Source organism: Aestuariivirga sp. (assembly GCF_037139295.1).
In the GTDB taxonomy this organism is placed as follows: Bacteria; Pseudomonadota; Alphaproteobacteria; order Rhizobiales; family Aestuariivirgaceae; genus Aestuariivirga.
This window is the reverse complement of sequence record NZ_JBAXGR010000008.1, coordinates 24,388-47,220: the sequence shown is the minus strand read 5'-3', so window position 1 is coordinate 47,220 and position 22,833 is coordinate 24,388. Positions and strand designations below refer to the sequence as shown.

The window sequence follows — 22,833 nt, the reverse complement described above, 5'->3', positions numbered from 1 at the left end:
AGGCAGAGAAAGAGCCGCCTCCCCTCTCGGAGAGGCGGCTCATGCTTACTTACTGCACGGGGCAGGTGTTGTCTGCGGTGTAGTCGTGAACCTTGATCGTGCCGGCGATGATGTCGGCCTTGGCCTTGTCCACGGCGGCCATCATTTCGGGCGTGATCAGCGGCTTGTTGTTGTCGTCCATCGCCACGCCCACGCCGTCTTCGGCGAGACCGAGCGCCTGGATGCCGGGCTTGAAGCCGGCATTGCCGCCCTTCATCACGTTGTAGACCGCGACGTCCACGCGCTTCAGCATGGAGGTGAGCACCTTGCCGGGGTGGAGGTAGTTCTGGTTGGCGTCGACGCCAATCGACAGCGCACCGCCATCGGCGGCGGCCTGCAGCACGCCGAGGCCAGTGGCGCCGGCTGCTGCATAGACGACGTCCGCACCCTGGGCCATCTGGCCCTTGGTGATCTCGCCGCCCTTGACGGGATCGTTCCAGGCAGCGCCGGTGTCGCCCGTCATGTTCTGGAAGATCACGGCGTCAGGCTTCGCCGCCTTCACCCCTTGCGCATAGCCGCAGCCGAATTTGCGGATGAGGGGAATGTCCATGCCGCCCACGAAGCCGACCTTGCCGGACTTCGACGCCATGCCGGCCAGCAGACCGGCGAGGTAGGAACCTTCGTTTTCCTTGAACACGATGGACTGGACGTTGGGCAGGTCCACCACCATGTCGACAATGGCGAACTTGAGGTCCGGATATTCCTTGGCGACCTTCTCGACCGCTGCGGCCTGGGCGAAGCCCGCCGCGATGATGGGCGAATAGCCCTGGTCGGCGAAGTTGCGGATGGCCTGCTCGCGCTGGGCCTCCTGGGCGATTTCGAACTCGCCATAGGCGGTGCCGGTCTCTGCCTTGAACTTCTCGGCGCCGTTGAACATGCTCTCGTTGAACGACTTGTCGAACTTGCCGCCGACATCGAAGACGATGGCGGGCTTCGAGTCATCGGCCAGCGCGGCGCCGGAGGTGATGGCGAGGGCCGCGGCGGCGGCCAGAAGTGTTCGTCTGAGCATCTTCGTCTCCCTTTTGTTGTGTTTCGCCGATCTAATCACAACCCCGTCGGGGGTGCGATTCCAATCTTGTTCGGGCGATCAAATCACCGTGGCTGCCGCTTGGTCAAGTCGGCGCCTTGAAAGCCGGGATCAGGTTTCACATATGAAGGTCAAAGTTGCGGATGCCACTTACGGGTCCGGGCTGATTGCTGCTTCACGAGGGCAAACCGAATGACACGTCTGTCTGTTTTCTCATCGCCCCTCCTGCTCGGCTTCGACGAGCTGGAGCGGATGCTCGACCGAGCCTCCAAGACCGCGGGCGACGGCTACCCACCCTACAACATCGAACGGCTGCACAAGGCCGAGGGCGAGGCCGAACGGCTTCGCATCACGCTGGCCGTCGCCGGCTTTGCACGCGACGAGATCGACGTGACGGTCGAGGAAAACCAGCTGGTGATCCGCGGCCGCCAGAAGGAAGAGGACGGCAAGGCCTACCTGCACCGCGGCATCGCGGCCCGCCAGTTCCAGCGGGCCTTCGTGCTGGCGGACGGCATGGAGGTGACCGGGGCCCGGCTGGAGAACGGCCTGCTGGAACTGCACCTCGAGAGGCCCGAACCGCGGCGGGTTGTCCGCCGTATTCAGATTGGAGGGTGATCACATGGAATTGAAGAAATCGACCGAACTCACGTCGCAGGACCTGGCACTGCTGGGCGAAGGCGCCCTCGGTTACATTCGCGAAATCGAGATCGACGAGGCCAAGCGGCTTCTGGGTAACGAGGCGAGCGTCGCGGCCGAGTCGAAGCTGTTCTGCCTGTACAACGCCGACGGCACGCCAGTGTCGATCTCGGGTTCGAAGGAAGCGGCCATGGGCAGCGCCTTCGAGCATGAGCTGATGGCGATGAGCGTTCACTGAACACAGGCCGTCACCCCGCAAGCTCGGGGTGACGGTATTCTTATTTCTTGACTTTAGTCCTAAAATGTGCTAGATGTCAGTCAGTAATTGCTGCTGATTGACATTGTGAATAATTTCCCGGGACGGCGCGCCAAAGCCCATCCCGGATGCTCCCTCCCCCCGGCCAAGGCCGGAGTGCGTGCGGGGAGACCCCCTTCCGGCGAGGAGGGAGGAGTGGGTCCACCGTCTTTCGCCGTCCATGGTCATCATCCCCGGGCCTGACCCGGCGGTCTTCTTTGGCGACCACGAAAGAGGATGCCCGGGTCGAGCCCGGGCATGATGGGTTGAGGGCGGCTCGGCGCCTGGTCAGGCCGCCGAGGCGGACTTCGGGTTGGCTGCGGGCTCGGTGAGGATGGCGTAGAGGCCCTGGGCATCGTCCGTGCCGCGCAGCTTGGCGACCACGGCAGGGTCGCGCAGCAGGCGGGAGATCTTGGCGAGCGCCTTGAGGTGGTCGGCACCGGCATCCTCGGGGGCGAGCAGCACGAAGACCAGGTCAACCGGCTGGCCATCAACCGAGTCGAAATCGACGGGCTGGGCGAGTCTGGCGAAGAGGCCATAGACGCGGTTGATCGACGGCAGCTTGCCATGCGGGATGGCGATGCCCTGGCCGAGCCCGGTTGAGCCCAGCTTCTCACGCTTCAGGAGGACTTCGAAAATCACCCGGTGGTCGATCGCCACCTGGGTGGCGAGCGCCTGGGAGAGTTCCTGCAGCAGCTGCTTCTTGTTCGGCGCCTTGAGGTTGGCGAGAACGGACTGCTTGTCGATCAGGGCATCGAGGGTCATGTCGGGTCAGGTCCCCGTGAAGGTCGCGCGTCAGGCCGCCGGCTTGGGATCGACCCAGCCGATGTTGCCGTCAGGACGCCTGTAGACCAGGTTGAGGCCGCCGTGGCCGCCATTGCGGAACAGCAGGAAGGGCTGGGTGGAAATGTCGAGCTGCATGACCGCCTCGCCCACCGAGAGTTCCGGCAGCTTGAGGCCGGTTTCGGCGATGATGACCGGATTGTCGCCCTGCGTGTCGTGCTCGTCCGAGGCGGGCTCGATGACGTAGCTCTGGGCCTCGAACTGGCGCACCGGCTCATTGCGCTTGCGGTGGTGGTCCTTGAGGCGCTGCTTGTAGCGGCGGAGCTGCTTTTCGAGGTGGGTTGCAGCCTCATCGAAGCTCGGATGGGCTTCCGCGCCCTTGCCCTCGGCCTGCAGCACGAGGCCGGTGGCCAGATGCAGCGCGCAGTCAGTGAGGAAGAAGCCACGCTGCTTCTCGACCGTCACGTTGGCGTGCACGGTGGCATCGAAATACTTCTGCTGGAGGAGGCTCAGGCGGGTCTGGATGTGCTCACGCAAGGCGCCGCCGACATCGAGGTTCTTACCGGTGACTTTGATCTGCATGGTCGTCGCAAATATCCCTGCTTCGCCCTGTCTCTACACATGGGCGCGTTTGCCTGACACGTCAACTGGCCTGTCTCGCTGGCCCGAGAAACGCGGTTGCGCTGCTTCGCTGACTTCCCTGGGCCAAGCCCCTTGGTCGAGGCCTGCCGTTACGAAGCGGGCGGAACCTAGTCGAGGGCGGGTGCCCCGTCAAACCCTATCGGGCCGACTGGACCCGGGCCTCGCGGCGGCGCTGCACGGAGGACGGAATACCAAGAGTTTCCCTGTACTTGGCGACGGTGCGGCGGGCGATTTCAATGCCCGATGCCTTCAACCTGTCGACGATAGTGTCGTCTGAAAGCACGTTCTCGCCCTCCTCCGCGATCAACTCACGGATGCGGTGGCGGACGGCCTCGGCGGAATGGGCGTCACCATCCGAATCGGAGGAGGCGATGGCGGTGGTGAAGAAATACTTCAGCTCGAAGATGCCGCGCGGCGTGGACATGTATTTGTTGGAGGTAACGCGGCTGACGGTCGACTCGTGCATCTCGATTGCATCCGCCACGGTGCGCAGGTTGAGGGGACGCAGGTGCTGGACACCCAGCATCAGGAAGGCGTCCTGCTGGCGGACGATCTCGCGCGCCACCTTGAGGATGGTCTTGGCGCGCTGGTCGAGGCTTTTCACCAGCCAGGTGGCGTTGGCCTGGCATTCCGACAGGTAGACCTTGTCCTCGCTCCTCTGGGCATTGGCGGAGACGCGGGCGAGGTACTGGTTGTTGATGAGCACGCGCGGCAGCGTCTCAGTGTTGAGTTCGACGATCCAGGCACCCTCGGGCGAGGGGCGCACGATGACGTCCGGGATCACCGGCTGCACCGGCTCGGCGCCAAAGGCGTGGCCGGGCTTGGGGTCGAGCGCGCGGAGCTCGGCCAGCATGTCCTTCAGGTCCTCGACGTCAACGCGACAGAGGCTCTTCAGCGCCACGTAGTCACGCCGTGCCACCAGGTCGAGGTGGGCGACGAGGGTGGCCATTGCAGGGTCGAAGCGGTCACGCTCCTTCAGCTGCAGGGCCAGGCATTCCTTGAGGTCGCGGGCGAAGACGCCGGGCGGGTCGCAGGCCTGGAGCCTCGTCAGCACCGCCTCGACATGATCCACCGAGGTGCCGAGCGTTTCGGCCATCGAGGCCACGTCTCCGATGAGATAGCCCGCCTCGTTGAGGCTGCCGATCAGGTGCTGGCCGATCAGCTGTTCGGCGGGTTCGCCGAGAACGAGGTGCATCTGGTCGGTGAGGTGTTCGGCGAGCGTCGGCTGGCGAGTGAGTGTCGCGTCGAAATCAGTACCCTCGGCATCGAGCGAGAGAGCCCCCTGCGGGCGGAGCGAGGCCCAGCCGGAATCGGGCGGAGGGCCCATCGACTCACGGTTGGCCGCATCGGCACGGGACTCGTGGGTGTAGACATTCTCGAGTTCGGTATCGAGTGTGCGCAGGCGCTCTTCGGCGCCGGTGTTGGAGGCGAGTGCGGAGACCATGTCCGTCTGCCCTTCGGGGGCGTCCGTCGCCTGCTTCTGGACTTCCGGGCGCTCGTCACGCTCCAGCAGCGGATTGCGCTCGAGCTCCTGGTCGACGAAGGCCTGAAGTTCCATGTTGGACATCTGCAGCAGCTTGATGGCCTGCTGCAATTGCGGCGTCATCACCAGGGACTGGCCCTGGCGGAGGTCGAGCCGCTGGTTCAGCGCCATGGGCTAGCGCTCCCCCTTACAGGGTGAAATCGGCGCCAAGATAATAGCGCCGGACATCCGGATGGGAGACGATTTCCTGTGGCGTGCCCTCGGTCAGGACCTGGCCCTCATGGATGATGAGGGCCTTGTCGATGAGTTCGAGTGTTTCGCGGACGTTGTGATCCGTAACAAGCACCCCGATTCCCCGAGAGGTGAGCTGTCGCACCAGGCGGCGAATATCACCGATCGCAATCGGATCAATTCCGGCGAAGGGTTCGTCGAGGAGCATGAATTCGGGATCGGCTGCAAGCGCTCGGGCGATTTCCACGCGGCGACGCTCGCCGCCAGAGAGCGCAACAGCCGGCGAATTCCGGATGTGGGTGATGGAGAACTCATCGAGCAACTCACGCAACTTGGCTTCGCGCTTCTGCTTCGAGCCCTCGGTCAGCTCCAGCACGGCGCGAATGTTTTCCTCCACCGTGAGGCCGCGGAAGATCGAGCTTTCCTGCGCCAAATAGCCAATGCCCAGCCGCGCGCGGCGGTACATGGGCAAATGGGTGATATCGGCGCCATCGAGGCTGATCCGGCCGCTGTCGGCGGCAATGAGCCCGGTGATCATGTAGAACACCGTGGTCTTGCCGGCGCCATTGGGTCCCAGAAGTCCCACAGCTTCACCACGCCTGACGGAGAGCGAGACATCCCGCACCACGGGCCGCCGCTTGTAGGACTTCCGCAGTCCCTCGACGACGAGGCCCGGACGCTCGCGGAAGGTAGAGGCGCTCGCGCTCGTCTGCGGAATCTGTGCCCGCCGGGGCGCCATTGCCTTTGCCTGCCTGTCTGCCACTACGTCTTCGTCACGCGCCAAATGAGTGTCCACCCAATAGGTTAATTTTAGATAAGGCGCCTCACTTCGGAAGGAAGCTGCCCTTGACGCGGCCACCCTTCATCTGGGTGCGGTTGGTCTTCATGTCGGTTTCGAGCAGGTTGCCCTGCAGCACGGTGGTTTCCTGCACGAGCTTCACATTGCCGCCGACCGTGAGCTTCTCGGTCTGCGGATCGTATTTCGCCCAGTCGCCGGTGATCGTCTCCTTGGGTGTGGTGATGGTCACGTTGCCCTTGGCATCAAGGTCGGTGGCATCGGTCTTGGTGGTGCCGTCCGGCTGCTTAACGTCGGCATAGGTGACGGTCAGCGTATCAGACTTGATATTGGTGTCGCCGCGCGTGGCATCCACCGCGCCGCGGAAGATGGCCTTCTTCTCGGCGTCGAGGATTTCCATTTCGTTCGACACGATATCGACGGGCGTGGCGGGCTTCGCCGGTTTGGCGTCCTTCTTGCCAACGGTCTTGGTGGCCGTGGGGGCGTCAGTCTTCGTCGCCTCCTGGGCGAGGGCCGGCGCGGCAGCGAACAGGAACAGTGCCGCAGCGCAGGCGGTGAGCCTCAAAGTCATGGATTCGTGTCTCCCTTGCCCTCTGACGCGGTGAACCGCGCCTTGACACCATTCAAGAACAGAATTCGGGCACCGTCATCGGTTATTTGCATGCCGTTGGCATTCACCGTGCCGGAGGCGAAATCCGCCGTCACGGCCGTGTCGGAGGTGAGCTTCTTCTCCTTCACGGCGATCTGGGCCTTTTCCATGCGGGCGGTGAAGCGGCCCTTTTGTTCCAGCACCACTTTGCCCTCCAATTGAAGCGACTTGGTGTCGGTGTTGTAAAGGCCGCTGGCGCCGGTGATCGAATATTTGGTGCCGCTGGCGCGCCGGAACAGGCCGACCGGATCCTCGAGATGGACGAGGTTGGGGGTGGTGCCATCCTGCCAGCCGCGCCTGGCGGTGACTTCATAGGGTTGCTTCTCGTCGTCGATGCCGGTGACGGTGGAGGAACCTGCGGTGATGCGGTCTGGCTCGACGTCGGGCAGCGGCGCCGTGGCCGGCTGCGGCAACAGCGCGTGGAACAATCCCGCCTGGGCGAGGAAGGTGATGACGAAGCCGATGCCAACCGCAGCCGCCAGCCAGCTGAGCAGGCGGGACAGCGCTGCGGCCCTGACGGCCTTCCTGGCTTGATCAGTGGGCGAAGACATCTTCCTCGGTCCAGCCCGAAAGATCGAGCGCGGCGCGCGTGGGGATGAAGTCGAAGCAGGCCCTGGCCACCGACTCGCGGCCCTCGCGGGAGAGCATCTGGTCGAGGCGGGACTTCAGCTCATGCAGATAGAGCACATCCTGCGCGGCATATTGCTTCTGCGGGTCGGAGAGCATGTGAGCACCCCAGTCCGAGCTCTGCTGCTGCTTGTTGAGCTCGATGCCCAAAAGCTCCTTCACCAGGTCCTTCAGGCCATGACGGTCGGTGTAGGTGCGGGTGAGCTTGGAGGCGATCTTGGTGCAGTAGAGGGGCGCCGTATCGACACCGAGGTATTGCTTGATCACCGCCACGTCGAAGCGCGCATAGTGGAAGATCTTGGTGACTTCCGGATTGGCGAACAGCGCCTTGAGGTTCGGCGCGTCATAAGTCGTGCGGTCGAGCTGCACGAGATGGGCATTGCCATCGCCCGAGGAAAGCTGGACGAGGCAGAGCTTGTCACGGCGGGGAACGAGGCCCAGCGTTTCGGTGTCAACGGCGACGGAGCTTCCGAAATCGATGCCCGGAGGCAGGTCGCCCTTGTAAAGCTTGATCGCCATCGAAGGGTCCCGCCGTAAGTAGACTATAAAAATGGTGCCCAGAACAGGACTCGAACCTGCACGCCTCTCAGCGCTAGTACCTGAAACTAGTGCGTCTACCAATTCCGCCATCTGGGCAGGCGAGGCGTCTCTTAGAGAGGCCCGGCGCGGCTGTCAACCGCAGTCCTGCGGACGGGTTTTCTTGGCCTTTGCATACTTTGGAAAGCAGCGCTAAAAGCTCACGCACAACCGAAAATCAGGGGTGACCTCCGTGCTCGTTCAGCCATCCGACAAACTCATCACCATCATCGGCGGTTCGGGCTTCGTGGGACGGCACATCGTCAGGGCGCTGGCCCGGCGCGGCTACCGCATTCGCGTGGCCTGCCGCAGGCCCGACCTCGCTGGCTACCTGCAGCCTCTTGGCAACACCGGGCAGATCATGGCGGTGCAGGCCAATGTGCGCTACCCCGCCTCGCTCGCTGCGGCCTGCGAGGGCGCCTATGCGGTGATCAACCTGACGGGCGTGCTCCACTCCGCTGGCGCCCAGAGCTTCGACGCGGTGCATGTGTTTGGCGCCGAGGCTTCCGCCAAGGCCGCCAAGGCGGCGCGCGCGCGCGTGTTCATACAGATGTCGGCGATCGGGGCGGATGCCGGCTCAACTGCCGCCTATGCGCGCAGCAAGGCCGAGGGCGAAAAGCTGGCGCGGGCCAATTTCCCCGGCGCCATCGTGCTTAGGCCGTCGATCGTGTTCGGGCCGGAGGACAGCTTCTTCAACCGCTTTGCCGAGATGGCGCGCTTCTCGCCCTTCCTGCCGCTGATCGGCGGCGGCGAAACGCAGTTCCAGCCCGTTTTCGCCGGTGACGTGGGCGAGGCCGTGGTTCGCCTCATCGATGCCGGCGAGGCTGACGGCAAGACCTATGAGCTGGGCGGGCCGGAAGCCTTCAGCTTCAAGCAGCTGATGCAGTTCACCCTGGACACCATCGGCCGCAGCCGCGCGCTGCTGCCGCTGCCGTGGGGCATCGCCAAGGTGCAGGCCGCGATCATGGGCCTTTTGCCCAACCCGATGCTGACGGTGGACCAGGTGGAAATGCTGCGCCACGACAACGTGGTGAGCGAGGAAGCACGCCGCGAGCAGCGCACGCTGGAGGGCCTCGGCGTGGTACCGCAGGGGATCGAGGGGATCGTTCCGGGCTATCTCTACCGCTACCGAAAGGCCGGTCAGTTCACCGCGCCCAAGGGCATTCCCGAGTAAATCAGCGCCAGCAGGATGACGCCCAGCCCCACGCGATAGATGGCGAAGGGCAGTAAGCTCATGTGGCGGATGAGCTTCATCAGCACGGTGATGGTGCCGAGCGCCACGAAGAAGGTGAGGACCGCCGTCAGGATCATCGAGGTGCTGATGGTGGCGCCGGTATGCAACGCCTCGCCCAGTTTCAGCACGCCCGCCCCGGCAATGGCCGGGATGCCGAGCAGGAAGGCGAAGCGCGCCGAATCAGGCCGCTCGAAGCCCAGCGCGCGCGCCGCCGTCATCGAGATGCCGGAGCGGCTGACGCCGGGGATGAGCGCCACGGCCTGCGCCATGCCGATGATGAGGGCTGGCATCGCTGTCATGTCAGCCATGCGCCGCTGGATCATGCCGAAGCGGTCGCACACATAGAGCAGGATGCCGAAGATGATGGCGTTCCACGCCACGATGATCGGCATCTGGCGAACGAGATCCATGAAGCCCAGCTTGTCGAGGATGACACCCAGGACAACCGCCGGGATGGTGCCGAGGATGATCAGCAGTGCCAGCCGGCCCCAGGCATTCTTTTGGCCCCGCGCCATGTCGATGAGGCCCATGAGCAGTTTCACGCAGTCCTTCCAGAAATACACGATGACAGCGAGGAAGGACCCCATGTGCACCATCACGTCGGTCAGCACGCCCTGGTCCGGCCAGCCGGTGAGCACCGGCACCAGCAGCAGGTGGCCCGAGGATGAAATGGGCAGGAATTCGGTGATGCCCTGAATGAGCGCCAGCACGACGATCTGGAGGATAAGCATGTATGGCAACTCTGGGCTTGGGGCGTGGGCAGTTGAATCGGATTTTCTTGCCGCGGGGGTCGCGTGCGTTTTATACGCGCGCAACATCCCGGGCAAATGCGGCTTTTGTTTCGCTGTCTGCCCATAGTTGCCAATGACAGGGTTAAATTCGTCCTAACATGCCGTCACTCATCCACTTCACGCTCGATCCCTTCAGCCGCAGGTTGCGGCTTGCCCTTGCGGAATATGGCGTGCCGGTGGAACTGATCGACGAGGAACCCTGGGCGCCGATGCCAGACATTTTCGAATTGAACCCCGCGGGCACGCTGCCGGTCTATCTCGAGGATGCCTCAACGGCGCTCTCCGGCATCGAGTCGATCACCGAATATCTCGAAGAGACCAAGGCAACGCGCATCTCCCTCATTCCCGGTGACGCCTTCGAGCGCGCCGAGGTGCGGAGGCTTGCGGGCTGGTTCGACGGCAAGTTCTATGCCGAGGTCTCCGAACCGGTGCTGACCGAAAAGCTGATCCGCCGCTTTCTCAAGCGCGACAGGGGCGGTGGCGGGCCGGACACGGGCCGCGTGCGCCAGGCGATGGTGCGGCTGCGCGACCACCTCGACTACATCTCGCATCTGGTGGACCACCGCGTGTGGCTGGCGGGAGAGGAACTTTCCATTGCCGACCTCGCGGCGGCGGGGCACATCTCGGCGGTGGACTATTTTGGCGATGTTCCGTGGGCGGATTACCCGATCGCGAAGGGGTGGTACCAGCGTGTCAAGTCGCGCCCCTCCTTCCGGCCGCTGCTGGCCGACACGATCCGCGGCATGGCGCCAGGCCCGCACTATGCGGACCTCGATTTCTGACGTGAACACGCTCCGCCAGGCAATCGGCGAGAGAGCCTCGGGCGAAGGCTTCAGCGCGGTGCGCATCGTCAAGCTCTCTGCCGACCCGCTGCAGGCCGAACGACTGCGCCAGTTCATCGCGCAAGGCCACAACGGCAGCATGGCGTGGATGGCCGAGACGGAAGCCCGCCGTGCCAGCCCGCTGGTTCTCTGGCCGGAAGCGCGCACCGCGATCGTGCTGGCGCAGAACTACGGGCAGGACCTCGACCCCTTCGAACGCCTGAAGGACAAGGGCTCCGGCGTCATCTCGCTCTATGCGCTGAACCGCGACTACCATGATCTCGTGAAGGGCAAGCTGAAGCGCATTGCGCAGTGGCTGAAGCACCGCACCAAGAAGGAGATCAAGGTGTTCATCGACACGGCACCACTGATGGAAAAGCCGTTGGCGCAGAAGGCAGGCCTTGGCTGGCAGGGCAAGCACACCAACCTCGTCTCACGCGACATCGGCTCTTGGTTCTTCATCGGCACGATCTTCACCGAGGCAGAAATCGAACCCGATGCGGCCGAGGAAGACCGTTGCGGCAGTTGCCGCGCCTGCCTCGACATCTGCCCGACCAATGCCTTTCCTGCCCCCTACCAGCTCGATGCGCGGCGCTGTATTTCCTATCTCACCATCGAGCACGAAGGCCACATCGACAGTGCATTCCGGCAGGCGATGGGCAACCGCATCTATGGCTGCGACGACTGCCTTGCCGCCTGCCCGTGGAACAAGTTCGCGCAGGCCTCACATGAGGTGAAGCTGATGGCGCGCGAGGAGCTGAAGGCGCCGCGGCTGGCCGACCTGCTGGCGCTCGATGATGTGGGATTCCGGGCCCTGTTCACCGCCTCGGCCATCAAGCGCATCGGTCGTGACCGCTTCATCCGCAATGCGCTGATCGCGGCGGGCAACAGCGGCGATGCCGGACTGGTGCCGAGGGTGATGGCGCTGCTTGGCGACCCGGCACCCGTCGTGCGGGCCATGGCGGTGTGGGCGCTGTCGCGCCTTATCGGCGAACCGGACTTCGCGCAGTTGCGTAACGAGCGCATGAATGGCGAGACGGACGATGGCGTCCGCCGCGAGTGGGAGACGGCATGAACCACATTCTCTTTTTCGGGCTGGGCTTTTCGGCAAAGGCGCTGGCGGAGCGGCTGGCGGCCAAGGGCTGGACGGTGAGCGCCACCAGCCGCAGCGCGCAAGGTGCGGCGGCGATCAACGACATGGGCTATCGCGGGCTGGTGTTCGATGGTTCGCAGCCGCTGCCCGCCGGGGCTCTTGACGGCGTCACGCATGTCGTGGACTCAGCGCCGCCGGGAGACGACGGCGACCCGGTGCTGCGCCAGCACGCGGCAGACTTCGCGGCCCGCGCGGGTCAGTTCCAGTGGGTTGCCTATCTCTCCACCACCGGGGTCTATGGCGACCACGCAGGCGGGCTCGTCACCGAAGAGACGCCACTCACCCCCAACACCGAGCGCGGTCACAAGCGACTGCTGGCTGAGACGCAGTGGCTCGACCTGTGGCGCGCGCATGGGCTGCCGGTGATGATCTTCCGGCTGGCCGGCATCTATGGACCGGGGCGCAACCAGCTGCTGTCACTGCTCGATGGCTCGGCGAAGCGGGTGATCAAGCCACGCCAGATCTTCAGCCGCATCCATGTGGCAGACATCGCCAACACGCTGGAAGCCTCGATCGCGCATCCCGACCCGGGGCGCGCCTACAATGTCTGTGACGACGAAGCCTGCCCGCCGCAGGACGTGGTTGAATATGGCGCGAAGCTGCTGGGGCTTCCGGTGCCGCCCGACGTGCCCTTCGAGGAGGCCAGCCTGTCACCCATGGCGAAGAGCTTCTATGCCGATTCAAAGCGCGTCTCGAATGAGCGTATCTTGAAGGAGCTGGGCGTCAAGCTCAGTTACCCGAGCTACCGCGAGGGCCTCGCGGCGCTCGCCAACGACCTCAGACGCTGACACCCTCCGAACGCTCCGCCAGGCGCAGTACCGTCTCGCGCAGCAGGGCGAGGTTGCCGGGCGTCGACAGGCGGTGGTCGCCGCCCTTGATGAGGGTGAGCGTCACGTCGGGGCCGCTCAGGGCGCCGAACACCTTCACGGCATGGGTGGCGGGCACGTCCGGGTCTTCATCGCCCTGCAGGATGCGGACGGGGCAGGAAACATCGAGACTGTCGTGCAGCATCAGGTGCTTGCGGCCATCCTCGATCAGCCGCTTCGTGATGGCATAGGGCTCGCCATAGGCCGAGGGGCGCATCCACACGCCTTTCTGGTTCAATTCCTCGCGCACCGCGTCGGGGAAGGCGTCCCACATCAGCTCCGACGTCATGTCGGCGGCGGGGGCAAGCAACACCAGACCTTTGATGAACGGGGCGGCCTGCGGGCTGGCGCGCTGCAGGTGGCGGTAGAGCAGCAGGGTGAGCCAGCCGCCCATCGAGGAGCCGACGAGAATGCGCGGGCCTCTGCCATGGGTGAGGACCATGTGGACCGACTGTTCCAGCCATTTGGAGATGGTGCCGTCGACGAACAGGCCCCCCGAGGCCCCGTGGCCCGAATAGTCGAAGCGCAGGCAGGGGCGGCGGGTTTCGCGCGCCAGGGCCGCCAGAGCCTCCGCCTTGGAGCCCTCCATGTCGGACTTGTAGCCGCCCAGCCAGACGAAGCCGCAGCGGCCCAGATCGTCCCGCCCGTCGGTGCGGAAAGCGATGGGCGTGCCGTCCGGGGCCTTTTCGAACTTGATATCTGTCATGGCAGGGTCATATCAGGCGGTGCAGAGATTTAAAATCCGGGCGCGCCGGATTTGCGCCGTCATTCACATCTCGCCCTAGGGCCCGGATAAAGCATTGAACCAGATGAACATTCAGACCCCCCCCGGCCCCACCGAGATCGAGGCCATGCTGGGCCTCGACGCCAAGAGCCGCGCCAAGACGCGGAACCGGCGACTGTTCTGGCTGGCCCTTCTGGCGCTGGCGTTGGCGGGTATCGCCTGGTGGATGCTGCACGGCCAGTCCGCCGGCAAGGCCGTCACCTATGAGACGGCGCCGCTGGAGACCAAGACCATCGTGGTTGAGGTTCAGGCCACCGGCAACATCCAGCCCACCACCGAGGTGGAAGTGTCGAGCGAGCGTTCCGGCGTCATTCGCACCGTCAACGTCAAGGCCAACAGCGAGGTGAAGAAGGGCGACGTGCTGGCGGAGCTTGACACCGAGCGGCTGCAGGCGGAATTGACTCGCGGCAAGGCGGCGATCGCGGCGGCGGAGGCGCGGCTTGCCGATGCCAAGGCCACGCTGCTCGAGAAGCAGCTCCTTTTCAACCGCGCCGAAAAGCTGAGCGCCCGCGGCGTGTCCTCAACGCAGGACGTCGACACCGCGCGCGCAGCGCAGTCACGCGCCGAAGCAGGCGTGGTGGCAGCACAGGCCGATATCGAGGTGGCCAAGGCCGACCTGGCGATGACCCAGACGGACATCACCAAATCGCGCATCCTGTCGCCCGTCGACGGCATCGTGCTGAAGCGCGATGCGGAGCCCGGGCAGACGGTTGCCTCATCCTTCCAGGCGCCGGTGCTGTTCATTCTCGCCGAGGACCTGATGCACATGCAGCTCGAGGCCGATGTCGACGAGGCCGACATTGGCGCGGTGAAGGAAGGCCAGAAAGCCACCTTCCGTGTCGATGCCTATCCGGGCAAGAGCTTTCCTGCGGTGATCGACACCATCGAGTATTCACCGAAGGTGACGGACAATGTCGTCACCTACAAGGCGGTGCTGACGGTGGACAACAACGCGCTGCTGCTGCGGCCGGGCATGACGGCGACAGCACAGATCGTGGTGCAGGAAGTGCCCGATGCGCTGGCCGTGCCCAATGCAGCACTGCGCTACGCGCCACCCAAGGAGCAGAAAGCCCAAAGCTTCAGCGTGATGAACCTGTTCATCCCGCGCATGCCGCCCGCCACCAAGAACTCCGCACCCGGGGCAGACGGCATGCGTACGCTCTATGTGCTGGACAATGGCGCACCCAAGCCCATCACCGTGCATGCCGGCGTGTCCGACGGCAAGGACACCGAGATCCTGTCAGGCGAGGTGAAGGCGGGCGACCAGGTCATCATCTCGTCCAAGGCCGCCGGCTCGTGACGGGTAACAACCCTCTCGTCTCCTTCACCGGCGTCACCCGCACCTACGGCGAGGGCGGTGGGCTGGTGCGGGCACTGGCGGGCGTCGACCTGACCATCAACAGGGGCGAGTTCATCGCCATCATGGGCCCATCTGGCTCCGGCAAGTCGACCGCCATGAACATCATCGGCTGCCTCGACCGGCCGACCGGCGGCAGCTTCAGGTTCCTCGGCGTCGAGGTGAACCATTTGGGCCAGGACCAGCGCGCGCTGCTGCGCCGCAACTTCATCGGCTTCGTGTTCCAGGGCTTCAACCTGCTGAACCGCACCACCGCAATCGAGAACGTCGAGCTGCCGCTGATCTACCGCGGCATGGCGCGCCATGAGCGGCGCGAACGCGCCATGGAGGCGCTGCACCTCGTGGGCCTTCAGGGCCGCGAGCACCATACGCCGGGCGAGCTTTCCGGCGGCCAGCAGCAGCGCGTGGCGATTGCGCGCGCCATCGTCACCGACCCGCTGCTCCTGCTCGCCGATGAACCCACCGGAAACCTCGACAGCCAGCGCAGCCTCGAGATCATGGAACTGATCGCGCGATTGAACGAAGAGCGCGGCATCACTGTCGTCATGGTCACGCATGAGCCCGACATGGCGGCTTTCGCGCATCGTATCATCCGCTTCGTCGACGGGCACATTGCAAGTGACGAGCAGAAGGTGGCCGCCTGATGCTGTGGGAGACGGTCAAGCTCGCCATGTCGTCGATCCGGCGCAACGTGCTGCGCTCGATCCTGACGCTTCTCGGCATCGTCATCGGCGTCGGCGCGGTGATCGCCATGGTGACGCTGGGCAATGGCGCTTCGAGCAAGGTGACCGAGAACCTCTCGAAGCTCGGCTCCAACATGCTGATCGTCAGGCCGGGGCAGATCAACTTCGGGCCGGGCGGCGCCACCGACGCGCGCGCCTTCGACGAGCGTGACGTGACGGCGCTGAAGAACAACCTCGCCGGTATCAAGGGCGTGGCCCCCACGGCGCAGAAGCAGATGAAGGTGGTTTCGGGCGCGCTGAATTACGACGCGACGGTGACGGGCACCAACGTCGACTGGTTCACCGTGCAGGACTGGACGCTGGAGGATGGCCGCGTGTTCTCCGACAGCGAGATGCGCGCCGGGGCTTCCGTCTGCGTGATCGGGGCCACCATCCGCCGCGAACTCTTCGCGGGGCAAGACCCGATCGGCGAGCGGCTTCGCATCGGCAACTTCTCCTGCGAGGTGATCGCGAGCATGGCGCCCAAGGGCCAGTCGGCCTTCGGCACCGACCAGGATTCGATCGTGGTGCTGCCGCTGCGCACCTATCACCGACGCATCGCCGGGAACACGCGCATCGGCACGATCTCCATCTCGGTGACGGAGGCTGCCGACATTCCGCGCGTGCAGCGCGACGCCGAGGACGTGCTGCGCGAGCGCCGCCGTATCGCGCCGGGCGAGGAAGACGACTTCACCATCCGCGACCTGACGCAGATTCTCGCCACCATGGCCTCGACGACGACGATCCTGACGGGGCTTCTCGGCGCAGTCGCCGCCGTGTCACTTCTCGTGGGCGGCATCGGCATCATGAACATCATGCTCGTCTCGGTGACCGAGCGCACGCGCGAGATCGGCATCAGGCTCGCCATCGGCGCGCTGGAGCGACAAGTGCTGACGCAGTTCCTGGTGGAAGCCGTGGTGCTCGCCCTGTTCGGCGGCGTGCTGGGCATTGCCATCGGGCTGGGGCTTGCGGCAGCGGGGGCAGCCGTGATGGACGTGCCCTTCAACGCCGACCTGCGCGTCATCGCGCTGGCCTTCGCCGTGTCAGCCCTGATCGGCGTGATCTTCGGCTTCTTTCCGGCGCGCCGCGCGGCGCGCCTCGATCCGATCGAAGCGCTGAGAAGAGAGTAGCGTCCTGTGCGTCGCACCACCTCGACCGTCTTACTGCTCCCAACTCTTCATCTTCGCCGGGCTTGACCCGGCGATCTTCTTGCACCCCGCAAAAAGGATGCCCGGGTCCAAACCCGGGCACGATGAGTCTTGGAAAGGTCTCGGCCGCGTTCTCAGCCGTTCTGCAGTTTGTCGAGGAAGGGCACGGTGGGATAGGAATCCGCTGGCCAGCCCATCTTGAGCTGCTCCTGCTTCACTGCATCGCGCGTGGACTTGCCAAGCTTGCCGTCGACCGTGCCAACGTCATAGCCCTTGCCCTCGAGAATCGTCTGCAGCTGCTTGATCTGGTCGTAGGACAGGGCCTGCACCGGCGCACGGCCGGGGTTGAAGGGCCCGTCGCCGGCGATGCGGTTGGCAAGATAGCCAGCCGTCAGCGAATAGACGAGGGACTCGTTCCACTTCAGGTAAGCCGTGGTGAAGTTCTCGTAGGCGAGGAAGGCCGGGCCGTCCTTGCCCATGGGCAGCAGCAGCGAGGCGGGGAACTTGTCAGACTTGAGCTTGCGGTCAACACCCACCACACCCCACTTCACCCACTGGCTGCGCGGCAGCTGGATGGCGATGTCGGCCTGGTCCCAGGGCAGGTCCTTGGTGAGCTTCACCTCATCGAGCCACGGCTGGTTGGCCTGCCAGCCATGCTTCACGAGGAGGGCCGCGCCCGAGGCCATGGCATCGGGGATCGACTTGCGCAAATTGCGGTGGCCGTCGCCGTCGAAGTCGACGGCAGTCTCGAAATATTCCTTCGGCAGGAACTGGGTGTGGCCGATTTCGCCGGCCCAGGCGCCCTTCATGTCCGCGCGCTCGAGGTCGCCGTTCTGATAGAGCATCAGCGCGCCGATCAGCTGCTCGCGGAACTTGTCAGGCCGGCGGCAATCCCACGACAGGGTGGCGAGGGACGAGATGGTGTCGAAGTCGCCCATGTTCTTGCCGAAGTCGGTCTCGAAGGCCCAGAAGGCGATGAGCACTTCGCCCGGCACGCCATACTGCTTCTGGATCGCATCGAACAACTGCTTGTTCTTGGCGAGGATGTTGGCCCCTTCGGTGATGCGGTAGTTCGACACCATGCGCTTGGTAAAATCGATGAAGGACAGCGAGAACACGCCCTGCGCCCGGTCCTTCTTGATGATGCCCGGCTGGTACTGCACGCCGTCCAGCGCGGAGAGGCCCTTGGCGTTGACGCCGGCGGCGGCTGCTTCCTTCCTGAACTGCTTGATGAAGCCATCGAAGCCCGCAGCCGAGTCGCCGCAGGTGGCGCCCGCATGGGCCATGCCGCTCGCCACCATGAGGGCCGCAAATGCCGCCGCCGCCAGTTTGAAATTCCGCATTCCTGTCTCCCGATTCGTCTGCCGTTGATCCTGACCTTTGGCGCTAAGTCGCCTCTTGGTCAAATTCAAGGCCGGCGCGCCTCAAGCGAAAACCCCTCCGGCAGGGACATGCAGGAGGGGTTGGGGAACCGGCCGGCTTTGGGGGAACTCTCAGTTCGTCAGATAAACCGTGGTCTTGGAATGGCTGCAGCCGCCACCGCGGGCCGGGGGGGCGCCGTTCGATTCGAGCGGCACGGACATGGGAACCACCTTGACTGCCTCGGACTGCGGCAGGACGGCGGGTGCAGCACCATCCTGTGACGGCGCAAGCGCGGCCTGGGTCTGGGGCGGTGGTTGGTTTGTTGTGGTGGTGGTGGCTTCCTCCGCCAAGGCGGGAGTGGCAAGGCCAGCCAGAAGGGCTGCAACCGTCAGGATGGACTTCATCAGCTTTCTCCCTGTTCAACCGTCATCCGCAGGATAACGCCGGACGCAAAAAAACGCTCAACACATTCAGGTGATGGCGGAAAGGACCTCGATCAGCCGGCGGACACGGGGGTCCGACAGCGTCTCGTTGCGACCCGCCAGCACGGCGCAGGACTTGAGGATGACTCCATCGTCGAGGATTTTCAAGCTGTTGGCGCTAAGTGTCGAGCCGGTGGTGGTGATGTCGACAATGATCTCGGCGATGCCTGCGGCGGGCGCACCCTCGGTGGCGCCCAGGCTTTCGACGATGCGGTAGCCGGTCACACCCTTTTCCGCGAAGAAGCGGCGGGTGAGGTTGTGGTACTTGGTGGCCACCCGCAGACGCCGTCCGTGGCGCTCGTAGAAGCTCTCGGCGATCTCGTCCAGGTCCGCCATCGTGGCAACGTCGAGCCAGATTTCCGGCACGGCCACCACCACATCCGCCGGGCCGAAGCCAAGGCGCACCAGCAGCTGGACGGCCTTGTCATCGAGCGGGATCTTTTCGGTGAGCAGGTCCTGACCGGTGACTCCTAAGTCCACCTTCCCGTCGCGCAGGTTCTGGGCGATCTCGGAGGCGGAAAGAAAGGCGATTTCCACGCCATCGAGCCCGTGCAGCAGGCCACGATAGCCACGGTCGGCGCCCAGCCTGTCGATGGTGAAGCCGGCCTTGGCCAGCAATTCGGCAGTCGCCTCCATCAGGCGGCCCTTGGAGGGAATGGCGAGGGTGACGACGCTCATGCCAGCACCGCCTTCAGGCGATCGGTGTGGATGGCGCAGCCAACGGCGGGAACGGTGACAGGCGCGCCCATGTCGGAGAGCAGGTTGTCATAGCGACCACCACCCGCCACGGCGACAGGCCCATGCGGCGTGTCCGCCTCGATCTGGAAGGTGAAGCCCGTGTAGTATTCAAGCTCGCGGCCGAAGCCCGCGGCGAAGTGGAAGCGGCGCGGGTTGAGACCCAGCTCCTCCATTTCATAGAGGCGCTTGGCGTAAGTCTCGCGCGCAGTGGTGAAGCGGGCGCCGCCGTTGATCGCGGCGAACTGTGCATCGATGGAGGACGCCTCGCCCGAGATGGCGAGATAGGCGTTGAGCGTGTTGGCCTTGGGCAGCGCGAGCGGCCTCTCCTGCCGGTCGGCTGCTTTGTTGGCGAGGCGCGCGGCGATCTCCGGCAGATCGCGGCCACCGACGAGTGGCAGCTTGCGGCTTTCGATCTCGGCTTCGACGATGGCCAGCGTATCGCCCGCCGCCGCGCGATCGACGAGCGGCGAGACGGAGGTGCGCTTCGCGCCGCGTCCGGCGCAGAAAGAATCAAGCAGCTCACGGAAGGCATGCGGGCGCCAGAAATGATGGCGCAGACGCTGGCGCCAGCGCTCCGGCATCTCGGTGTCTTCGAGCAGCGCGGAGAAGAGCCCCAGATCACCGAAGCTGACGCGGTAGCGCGACAGGCCAGCAGCTTCGAGTGCGGAAATGGTGAGCTTCAACACGCGCGCTTCTGCCGCGATGGCTTCAGGTGCGCCGAACCATTCGAGGCCCGCCTGCGTGAATTCCTGCGGGCTCAAAAATTCGTCGGGAAAGCGGAAGGCGGGGCCCAGATAGCAGTAGCGGCGCTCGGCGGCGGGGTTTTCCGCGTGGCTCAGATGATAGCGGCAGGCGGGCACGGTAAGGTCCGGCCTCAGGCACATCTCCGCACCAGAAGGATCGGTGAACACGAAGGTCCGTGCACGGATGTCTTCGCCGGAGCGCTCGAGGAAGATGTCGGCGGGCTGGATGATGTCGGGTGCGATGTGGTCAAAACCGCTACGCTCGAACACCGCCATCAGCGCCACGTTCTGGCGCTCCAGCGCTTCGCGTTCAGCGCTCGACTTTCCGGCCATTACTCCGCCAGTGCCTTCTTCACCGCAGCGACGAGTTCGGCCTCGGGCACCGAGAACTGTGCAAGACGCTGCGAGGCATATTCTTCACGCGATGCGATATTGCTGGCGAGTTCTGAACCCAAACGCAGGTCCTTGATCTGGACCTGGCCACTGGCCTTCTCATCACCGCCTTGAATCACGACGAGCGGGCTCCCACGCTTGTCGGCATATTTCATCTGCGCCTTCATGCCCGCCGTGCCCGCATACATTTCGGCGCGCACGCCACCGACACGCAGCTGCTGCACCATGCGCCAGTAATCGCCCTGCCGGTCCTTGTCCATGACGAGCACGACGACGGGGGCGAGCGTGGACGACTCCTGCGCCAGTCCCGCCAGCTTCAGAGCCGAATAGAGGCGCGACACGCCAATCGAGAAGCCCGTCGCGGGCACCTGCTGGCCGGTGAAGCGCGCCACGAGATCATCATAACGGCCACCGCCGCCCACCGAACCGAAACGCACGGTGCGGCCGTCCTCGTCCTTCGTCTCCATCAGCAATTCGCATTCGAAGACGGGGCCGGTGTAATATTCGAGGCCGCGCACAATCGATGAGTCATAGCGAATGCGGTCCGCGCCGCAGCCGGCGGCGGTGAACAGCGCCTGCATGGCCTCGAGGTCGCGAAGCCCTTCCTCGCCGTTCTTGCTGCCGCTGACGAAGGCGGCATCGAGCGTGGTCGCGGTGGCGAAGTTCAGGCTCGCCTCGATCTGCTTGTCACTGAGGCCCGCACCCTTGGTGAAGTCGCCCGATTCATCCTTGCGGCCCGCGCCGAGCAGAAGAGCGACACCTTCCCTGCCCAGCCGGTCCAGCTTGTCGAGCGCGCGGAGCCAAGTGAGCTTCACCTCCTCGCCGATGGCGAAGGTTTCGGTGAAGCCGTCGAGCAGCTTGCGGCTGTTGAACTTCATCACATACTGACCGCGCTTGAGGCCCAGCGCCTCCATCGTGTCCGCCGCCATCATGCAGACTTCGGCGTCGGCCACCGGCGAGGCCGAGCCCACCGTGTCGGCGTCGAACTGCATGAACTGGCGGAAACGGCCGGGGCCCGGCTTCTCGTTCCTGAACACCCAGCCCTGGCGATAGCTGCGATAGGGGGTGGGGATCTTCTGGCTGTTCTCGGCCACAAAGCGCGCGAGAGGCGCCGTCAGGTCATAGCGCAGGCTCAGCCACTGTTCGTCATCGTCCTGGAAGGAGAAGACGCCGGCATTGGGACGGTCCTGGTCGGGCAGGAACTTGCCCAGCGCGTCGGTGTATTCGATGAAGGGCTGCTCCACCGGCTCGAAGCCATAGGCCTCGTAGACCTGCTGGATGGTGGCCAGCATGCGGCGGGTGCCGCGGATCTCGTCGGCGGAAATGTCACGAAATCCCTTGGCAACGCGCGCCTTGGGGCGGAGGTCTTTATTCATCTGGGCAACCCGGCTTGATTGGCGGGTTATCTAGAGGAACGGGGGCCGGGGGGCAACCTTGCAAAAGCCGTCACCCCGGCGAAAGCCGGGGCCCAGCTTTGCTGACCCAAAGGTAGCTGGGTCCCGGCTTTCGCCGGGATGACGGAATTAAGTAGAGCGAGACGGCTCCCTTTGAGCCGTCACTTATCGCGAACCACCTTCTGGCCCTGCTCGCCCAGGCCCTCGATGCCAAGGCGCATGGTGTCGCCGGGCTTCAGGAAGCGCTGCGGCTTCATGCCCATGCCGACGCCCGGCGGCGTGCCGGTGGTGATGATGTCGCCCGGCATGAGCGTGAAGAACTGCGAGAGATAGGCCACGATGTGGGCGACGCCGAACACCATGGTGGAGGTCGAACCGTCCTGCACGCGCTTGCCGTTGAGATCGAGCCACATATGCAGCTTCTGCGGGTCCTTGACCTCATCCGCCGTGACGAGCCACGGGCCCACGGGCCCGAAGGTGTCGTAGGACTTGCCCTTGGTCCACTGGCCGGAGCGCTCCGCCTGGAACTCGCGCTCCGAGAGGTCGTTGATGGTGCAGTAGCCGGCGACATGTTTCAGCGCGTCGGCCTTCTTGATGTTCTTGGCCTTGGTTCCGATGATGACGCCCAGCTCCACCTCCCAGTCCGACTTCTTGGACTTGGGCGGAATGGTCACGTCGTCGAAGGGACCCGACACACAGCTCACCTGCTTGGTGAAAACGACGGGCTCCTTCGGCACAGCCAAGCCCGACTCGGCGGCGTGATCGGAATAGTTGAGGCCGATGGCGATGAACTTCTGCGGATTGGCGATGCAGGCGCCGATGCGTGGCTTGCCGCGCACGAGGGGCAGCGATTCCGGCTTGATCTTCTTGAGGCGGGAGAGGCTCTTCGGCGAGATCGTCTCGCCCGAAATGTCCGGGATCACCGCAGAGAGATCGCGCAGCTTCCCGTCCTTGTCGAGAATGCCCGGCTTTTCCTTGCCTATCGCACCGTAACGCACCAGCTTCATCTGACGTTCCATCCCATTTGTATGACGATGGGCGCAAAATGCCGATGAATTGGC

General features: G+C 64.6%; 25 protein-coding genes and 1 tRNA gene. 9 read left to right on the top strand and 17 right to left on the bottom strand.

Translation table 11 applies throughout. The annotated features are described in order from the left end of the window. Window positions 1-49: 49 nt before the first annotated feature. On the bottom strand, window positions 50-1,048 hold the full coding sequence (locus tag WCJ41_RS04435) for a BMP family ABC transporter substrate-binding protein (RefSeq protein WP_336904627.1): 999 nt from the start codon (window positions 1,046-1,048) through the stop codon (window positions 50-52). A 210-nt stretch (window positions 1,049-1,258) separates the two neighbouring features. On the opposite strand from WCJ41_RS04435, the gene WCJ41_RS04430 reads away from it, so the two are divergent. After that, window positions 1,259-1,681, top strand: a complete 423-nt coding sequence (locus tag WCJ41_RS04430; RefSeq protein ID WP_336904626.1) for an Hsp20 family protein — start codon at window positions 1,259-1,261, stop codon at window positions 1,679-1,681. A gap of 4 nt (window positions 1,682-1,685) precedes the next feature. Then, window positions 1,686-1,940 (top strand): DUF1150 family protein, encoded by a 255-nt coding sequence (locus WCJ41_RS04425; protein WP_336904625.1) that lies wholly within the window; start codon window positions 1,686-1,688, stop codon window positions 1,938-1,940. 345 nt (window positions 1,941-2,285) lie between these two features. Here the strand turns inward: WCJ41_RS04425 and ptsN are convergent, their stop codons facing one another. The 8 genes from ptsN to WCJ41_RS04385 all read right to left on the bottom strand — a co-directional run bounded on the left by ptsN (window position 2,286) and on the right by WCJ41_RS04385 (window position 7,844). Next, window positions 2,286-2,762: a PTS IIA-like nitrogen regulatory protein PtsN gene (gene ptsN / locus WCJ41_RS04420; protein ID WP_336904624.1), complete on the bottom strand. Its 477-nt coding sequence runs from the start codon at window positions 2,760-2,762 to the stop codon at window positions 2,286-2,288. Window positions 2,763-2,792: 30 nt separating this feature from the next. Then, window positions 2,793-3,362: a ribosome-associated translation inhibitor RaiA gene (gene raiA, locus WCJ41_RS04415; protein WP_336904623.1), complete on the bottom strand. Its 570-nt coding sequence runs from the start codon at window positions 3,360-3,362 to the stop codon at window positions 2,793-2,795. Window positions 3,363-3,558: 196 nt separating this feature from the next. Then, entirely contained in the window at window positions 3,559-5,076 is a 1,518-nt protein-coding gene (gene rpoN, locus WCJ41_RS04410) for an RNA polymerase factor sigma-54 (RefSeq protein WP_336904622.1), read from the bottom strand. 16 nt (window positions 5,077-5,092) lie between these two features. Beyond that, complete coding sequence (lptB, locus tag WCJ41_RS04405) at window positions 5,093-5,875, bottom strand: LPS export ABC transporter ATP-binding protein (protein ID WP_336904621.1); 783 nt, start codon at window positions 5,873-5,875, stop codon at window positions 5,093-5,095. A gap of 85 nt (window positions 5,876-5,960) precedes the next feature. Further along, window positions 5,961-6,503 (bottom strand): LptA/OstA family protein, encoded by a 543-nt coding sequence (locus tag WCJ41_RS04400; RefSeq protein ID WP_336904620.1) that lies wholly within the window; start codon window positions 6,501-6,503, stop codon window positions 5,961-5,963. Next, window positions 6,500-7,132, bottom strand: coding sequence for an LPS export ABC transporter periplasmic protein LptC (gene lptC, locus WCJ41_RS04395; protein ID WP_336904619.1), 633 nt, complete (start codon window positions 7,130-7,132; stop codon window positions 6,500-6,502). Before lptC ends, WCJ41_RS04400 begins: the two co-directional genes overlap by 4 nt. Beyond that, entirely contained in the window at window positions 7,116-7,727 is a 612-nt protein-coding gene (locus WCJ41_RS04390) for a ribonuclease H-like domain-containing protein (protein WP_336904618.1), read from the bottom strand. Before WCJ41_RS04390 ends, lptC begins: the two co-directional genes overlap by 17 nt. Window positions 7,728-7,759: 32 nt before the next feature. Then, a tRNA-Leu gene (locus WCJ41_RS04385) sits at window positions 7,760-7,844 on the bottom strand. A gap of 124 nt (window positions 7,845-7,968) precedes the next feature. On the opposite strand from WCJ41_RS04385, the gene WCJ41_RS04380 reads away from it, so the two are divergent. After that, window positions 7,969-8,958 carry a complex I NDUFA9 subunit family protein gene (locus tag WCJ41_RS04380; protein WP_336904617.1) on the top strand — a complete coding sequence of 330 codons (990 nt, stop codon included), beginning with the start codon at window positions 7,969-7,971 and terminating at the stop codon, window positions 8,956-8,958. Here the strand turns inward: WCJ41_RS04380 and WCJ41_RS04375 are convergent. Then, complete coding sequence (locus tag WCJ41_RS04375; protein ID WP_336904616.1) at window positions 8,925-9,749, bottom strand: undecaprenyl-diphosphate phosphatase; 825 nt, start codon at window positions 9,747-9,749, stop codon at window positions 8,925-8,927. The two genes, WCJ41_RS04380 and WCJ41_RS04375, sit on opposite strands and share 34 nt — an antisense overlap. 158 nt (window positions 9,750-9,907) lie before the next feature. On the opposite strand from WCJ41_RS04375, the gene WCJ41_RS04370 reads away from it, so the two are divergent. From WCJ41_RS04370 to WCJ41_RS04360, 3 genes are read left to right on the top strand one after another with little or no spacing between them, the layout of a single operon-like run. Continuing rightward, window positions 9,908-10,591: a glutathione S-transferase family protein gene (locus WCJ41_RS04370; protein WP_336904615.1), complete on the top strand. Its 684-nt coding sequence runs from the start codon at window positions 9,908-9,910 to the stop codon at window positions 10,589-10,591. After that, window positions 10,572-11,705, top strand: coding sequence for a tRNA epoxyqueuosine(34) reductase QueG (gene queG, locus WCJ41_RS04365; protein WP_336904614.1), 1,134 nt, complete (start codon window positions 10,572-10,574; stop codon window positions 11,703-11,705). The genes WCJ41_RS04370 and queG overlap by 20 nt, the downstream gene beginning before the upstream one ends. Further along, window positions 11,702-12,571 (top strand): SDR family oxidoreductase, encoded by an 870-nt coding sequence (locus tag WCJ41_RS04360; RefSeq protein WP_336904613.1) that lies wholly within the window; start codon window positions 11,702-11,704, stop codon window positions 12,569-12,571. Before queG ends, WCJ41_RS04360 begins: the two co-directional genes overlap by 4 nt. On the opposite strand, the gene WCJ41_RS04355 is transcribed toward WCJ41_RS04360, so the two are convergent. Beyond that, window positions 12,561-13,355 carry an alpha/beta fold hydrolase gene (locus WCJ41_RS04355; RefSeq protein ID WP_336904612.1) on the bottom strand — a complete coding sequence of 265 codons (795 nt, stop codon included), beginning with the start codon at window positions 13,353-13,355 and terminating at the stop codon, window positions 12,561-12,563. The genes WCJ41_RS04360 and WCJ41_RS04355 overlap by 11 nt on opposite strands. A 103-nt stretch (window positions 13,356-13,458) precedes the next feature. Between WCJ41_RS04355 and WCJ41_RS04350 the strand changes: the two genes are divergently transcribed. The 3 genes from WCJ41_RS04350 to WCJ41_RS04340 are packed head-to-tail and all read left to right on the top strand — an operon-like array spanning window position 13,459 to window position 16,642. Further along, a complete protein-coding gene (locus WCJ41_RS04350) occupies window positions 13,459-14,733 on the top strand; it encodes an efflux RND transporter periplasmic adaptor subunit (RefSeq protein WP_336904611.1) in 1,275 nt (424 codons plus the stop codon). Continuing rightward, a complete protein-coding gene (locus tag WCJ41_RS04345) occupies window positions 14,730-15,434 on the top strand; it encodes an ABC transporter ATP-binding protein (RefSeq protein WP_336904610.1) in 705 nt (234 codons plus the stop codon). Before WCJ41_RS04350 ends, WCJ41_RS04345 begins: the two co-directional genes overlap by 4 nt. Next, on the top strand, window positions 15,434-16,642 hold the full coding sequence (locus tag WCJ41_RS04340; protein ID WP_336904609.1) for an ABC transporter permease: 1,209 nt from the start codon (window positions 15,434-15,436) through the stop codon (window positions 16,640-16,642). The genes WCJ41_RS04345 and WCJ41_RS04340 overlap by 1 nt, the downstream gene beginning before the upstream one ends. 152 nt (window positions 16,643-16,794) lie before the next feature. Here the strand turns inward: WCJ41_RS04340 and WCJ41_RS04335 are convergent, their stop codons facing one another. From WCJ41_RS04335 to WCJ41_RS04310, 6 genes are all read right to left on the bottom strand, one after another. Further along, on the bottom strand, window positions 16,795-18,003 hold the full coding sequence (locus WCJ41_RS04335; protein WP_336904608.1) for a lytic murein transglycosylase: 1,209 nt from the start codon (window positions 18,001-18,003) through the stop codon (window positions 16,795-16,797). Between the two features lie 150 nt (window positions 18,004-18,153). Further along, a complete protein-coding gene (locus tag WCJ41_RS04330) occupies window positions 18,154-18,426 on the bottom strand; it encodes a hypothetical protein (protein ID WP_336904607.1) in 273 nt (90 codons plus the stop codon). Window positions 18,427-18,492: 66 nt separating this feature from the next. Further along, the gene (gene hisG / locus WCJ41_RS04325) at window positions 18,493-19,182 is read right to left on the bottom strand and encodes an ATP phosphoribosyltransferase (protein WP_336904606.1); all 690 of its coding nucleotides are present in this window, start codon (window positions 19,180-19,182) and stop codon (window positions 18,493-18,495) included. Beyond that, complete coding sequence (locus WCJ41_RS04320) at window positions 19,179-20,318, bottom strand: ATP phosphoribosyltransferase regulatory subunit (RefSeq protein ID WP_336904605.1); 1,140 nt, start codon at window positions 20,316-20,318, stop codon at window positions 19,179-19,181. Before WCJ41_RS04320 ends, hisG begins: the two co-directional genes overlap by 4 nt. Beyond that, a complete protein-coding gene (gene hisS, locus WCJ41_RS04315) occupies window positions 20,318-21,754 on the bottom strand; it encodes a histidine--tRNA ligase (RefSeq protein ID WP_336904604.1) in 1,437 nt (478 codons plus the stop codon). Before hisS ends, WCJ41_RS04320 begins: the two co-directional genes overlap by 1 nt. A gap of 179 nt (window positions 21,755-21,933) precedes the next feature. Next, window positions 21,934-22,779 carry a fumarylacetoacetate hydrolase family protein gene (locus WCJ41_RS04310; protein ID WP_336904603.1) on the bottom strand — a complete coding sequence of 282 codons (846 nt, stop codon included), beginning with the start codon at window positions 22,777-22,779 and terminating at the stop codon, window positions 21,934-21,936. Window positions 22,780-22,833 lie beyond the last annotated feature (54 nt).

What these genes read in the sequence shown, in the direction of transcription:
- WCJ41_RS04435 (WP_336904627.1), bottom strand. Translation starts at nt 1,048, where the DNA reads ATGCTCAGACGAACACTTCTGGCCGCCGCCGCGGCCCTCGCCATCACC.
- WCJ41_RS04430 (WP_336904626.1), top strand. Translation starts at nt 1,259, where the DNA reads ATGACACGTCTGTCTGTTTTCTCATCGCCCCTCCTGCTCGGCTTCGAC.
- WCJ41_RS04425 (WP_336904625.1), top strand. Translation starts at nt 1,686, where the DNA reads ATGGAATTGAAGAAATCGACCGAACTCACGTCGCAGGACCTGGCACTG.
- ptsN (WP_336904624.1), bottom strand. Translation starts at nt 2,762, where the DNA reads ATGACCCTCGATGCCCTGATCGACAAGCAGTCCGTTCTCGCCAACCTC.
- raiA (WP_336904623.1), bottom strand. Translation starts at nt 3,362, where the DNA reads ATGCAGATCAAAGTCACCGGTAAGAACCTCGATGTCGGCGGCGCCTTG.
- rpoN (WP_336904622.1), bottom strand. Translation starts at nt 5,076, where the DNA reads ATGGCGCTGAACCAGCGGCTCGACCTCCGCCAGGGCCAGTCCCTGGTG.
- lptB (WP_336904621.1), bottom strand. Translation starts at nt 5,875, where the DNA reads ATGGCGCCCCGGCGGGCACAGATTCCGCAGACGAGCGCGAGCGCCTCT.
- WCJ41_RS04400 (WP_336904620.1), bottom strand. Translation starts at nt 6,503, where the DNA reads ATGACTTTGAGGCTCACCGCCTGCGCTGCGGCACTGTTCCTGTTCGCT.
- lptC (WP_336904619.1), bottom strand. Translation starts at nt 7,132, where the DNA reads ATGTCTTCGCCCACTGATCAAGCCAGGAAGGCCGTCAGGGCCGCAGCG.
- WCJ41_RS04390 (WP_336904618.1), bottom strand. Translation starts at nt 7,727, where the DNA reads ATGGCGATCAAGCTTTACAAGGGCGACCTGCCTCCGGGCATCGATTTC.
- WCJ41_RS04375 (WP_336904616.1), bottom strand. Translation starts at nt 9,749, where the DNA reads ATGCTTATCCTCCAGATCGTCGTGCTGGCGCTCATTCAGGGCATCACC.
- WCJ41_RS04370 (WP_336904615.1), top strand. Translation starts at nt 9,908, where the DNA reads ATGCCGTCACTCATCCACTTCACGCTCGATCCCTTCAGCCGCAGGTTG.
- queG (WP_336904614.1), top strand. Translation starts at nt 10,572, where the DNA reads ATGCGGACCTCGATTTCTGACGTGAACACGCTCCGCCAGGCAATCGGC.
- WCJ41_RS04360 (WP_336904613.1), top strand. Translation starts at nt 11,702, where the DNA reads ATGAACCACATTCTCTTTTTCGGGCTGGGCTTTTCGGCAAAGGCGCTG.
- WCJ41_RS04355 (WP_336904612.1), bottom strand. Translation starts at nt 13,355, where the DNA reads ATGACAGATATCAAGTTCGAAAAGGCCCCGGACGGCACGCCCATCGCT.
- WCJ41_RS04350 (WP_336904611.1), top strand. Translation starts at nt 13,459, where the DNA reads ATGAACATTCAGACCCCCCCCGGCCCCACCGAGATCGAGGCCATGCTG.
- WCJ41_RS04340 (WP_336904609.1), top strand. Translation starts at nt 15,434, where the DNA reads ATGCTGTGGGAGACGGTCAAGCTCGCCATGTCGTCGATCCGGCGCAAC.
- WCJ41_RS04335 (WP_336904608.1), bottom strand. Translation starts at nt 18,003, where the DNA reads ATGCGGAATTTCAAACTGGCGGCGGCGGCATTTGCGGCCCTCATGGTG.
- WCJ41_RS04330 (WP_336904607.1), bottom strand. Translation starts at nt 18,426, where the DNA reads ATGAAGTCCATCCTGACGGTTGCAGCCCTTCTGGCTGGCCTTGCCACT.
- hisG (WP_336904606.1), bottom strand. Translation starts at nt 19,182, where the DNA reads ATGAGCGTCGTCACCCTCGCCATTCCCTCCAAGGGCCGCCTGATGGAG.
- WCJ41_RS04320 (WP_336904605.1), bottom strand. Translation starts at nt 20,318, where the DNA reads ATGGCCGGAAAGTCGAGCGCTGAACGCGAAGCGCTGGAGCGCCAGAAC.
- hisS (WP_336904604.1), bottom strand. Translation starts at nt 21,754, where the DNA reads ATGAATAAAGACCTCCGCCCCAAGGCGCGCGTTGCCAAGGGATTTCGT.
- WCJ41_RS04310 (WP_336904603.1), bottom strand. Translation starts at nt 22,779, where the DNA reads ATGAAGCTGGTGCGTTACGGTGCGATAGGCAAGGAAAAGCCGGGCATT.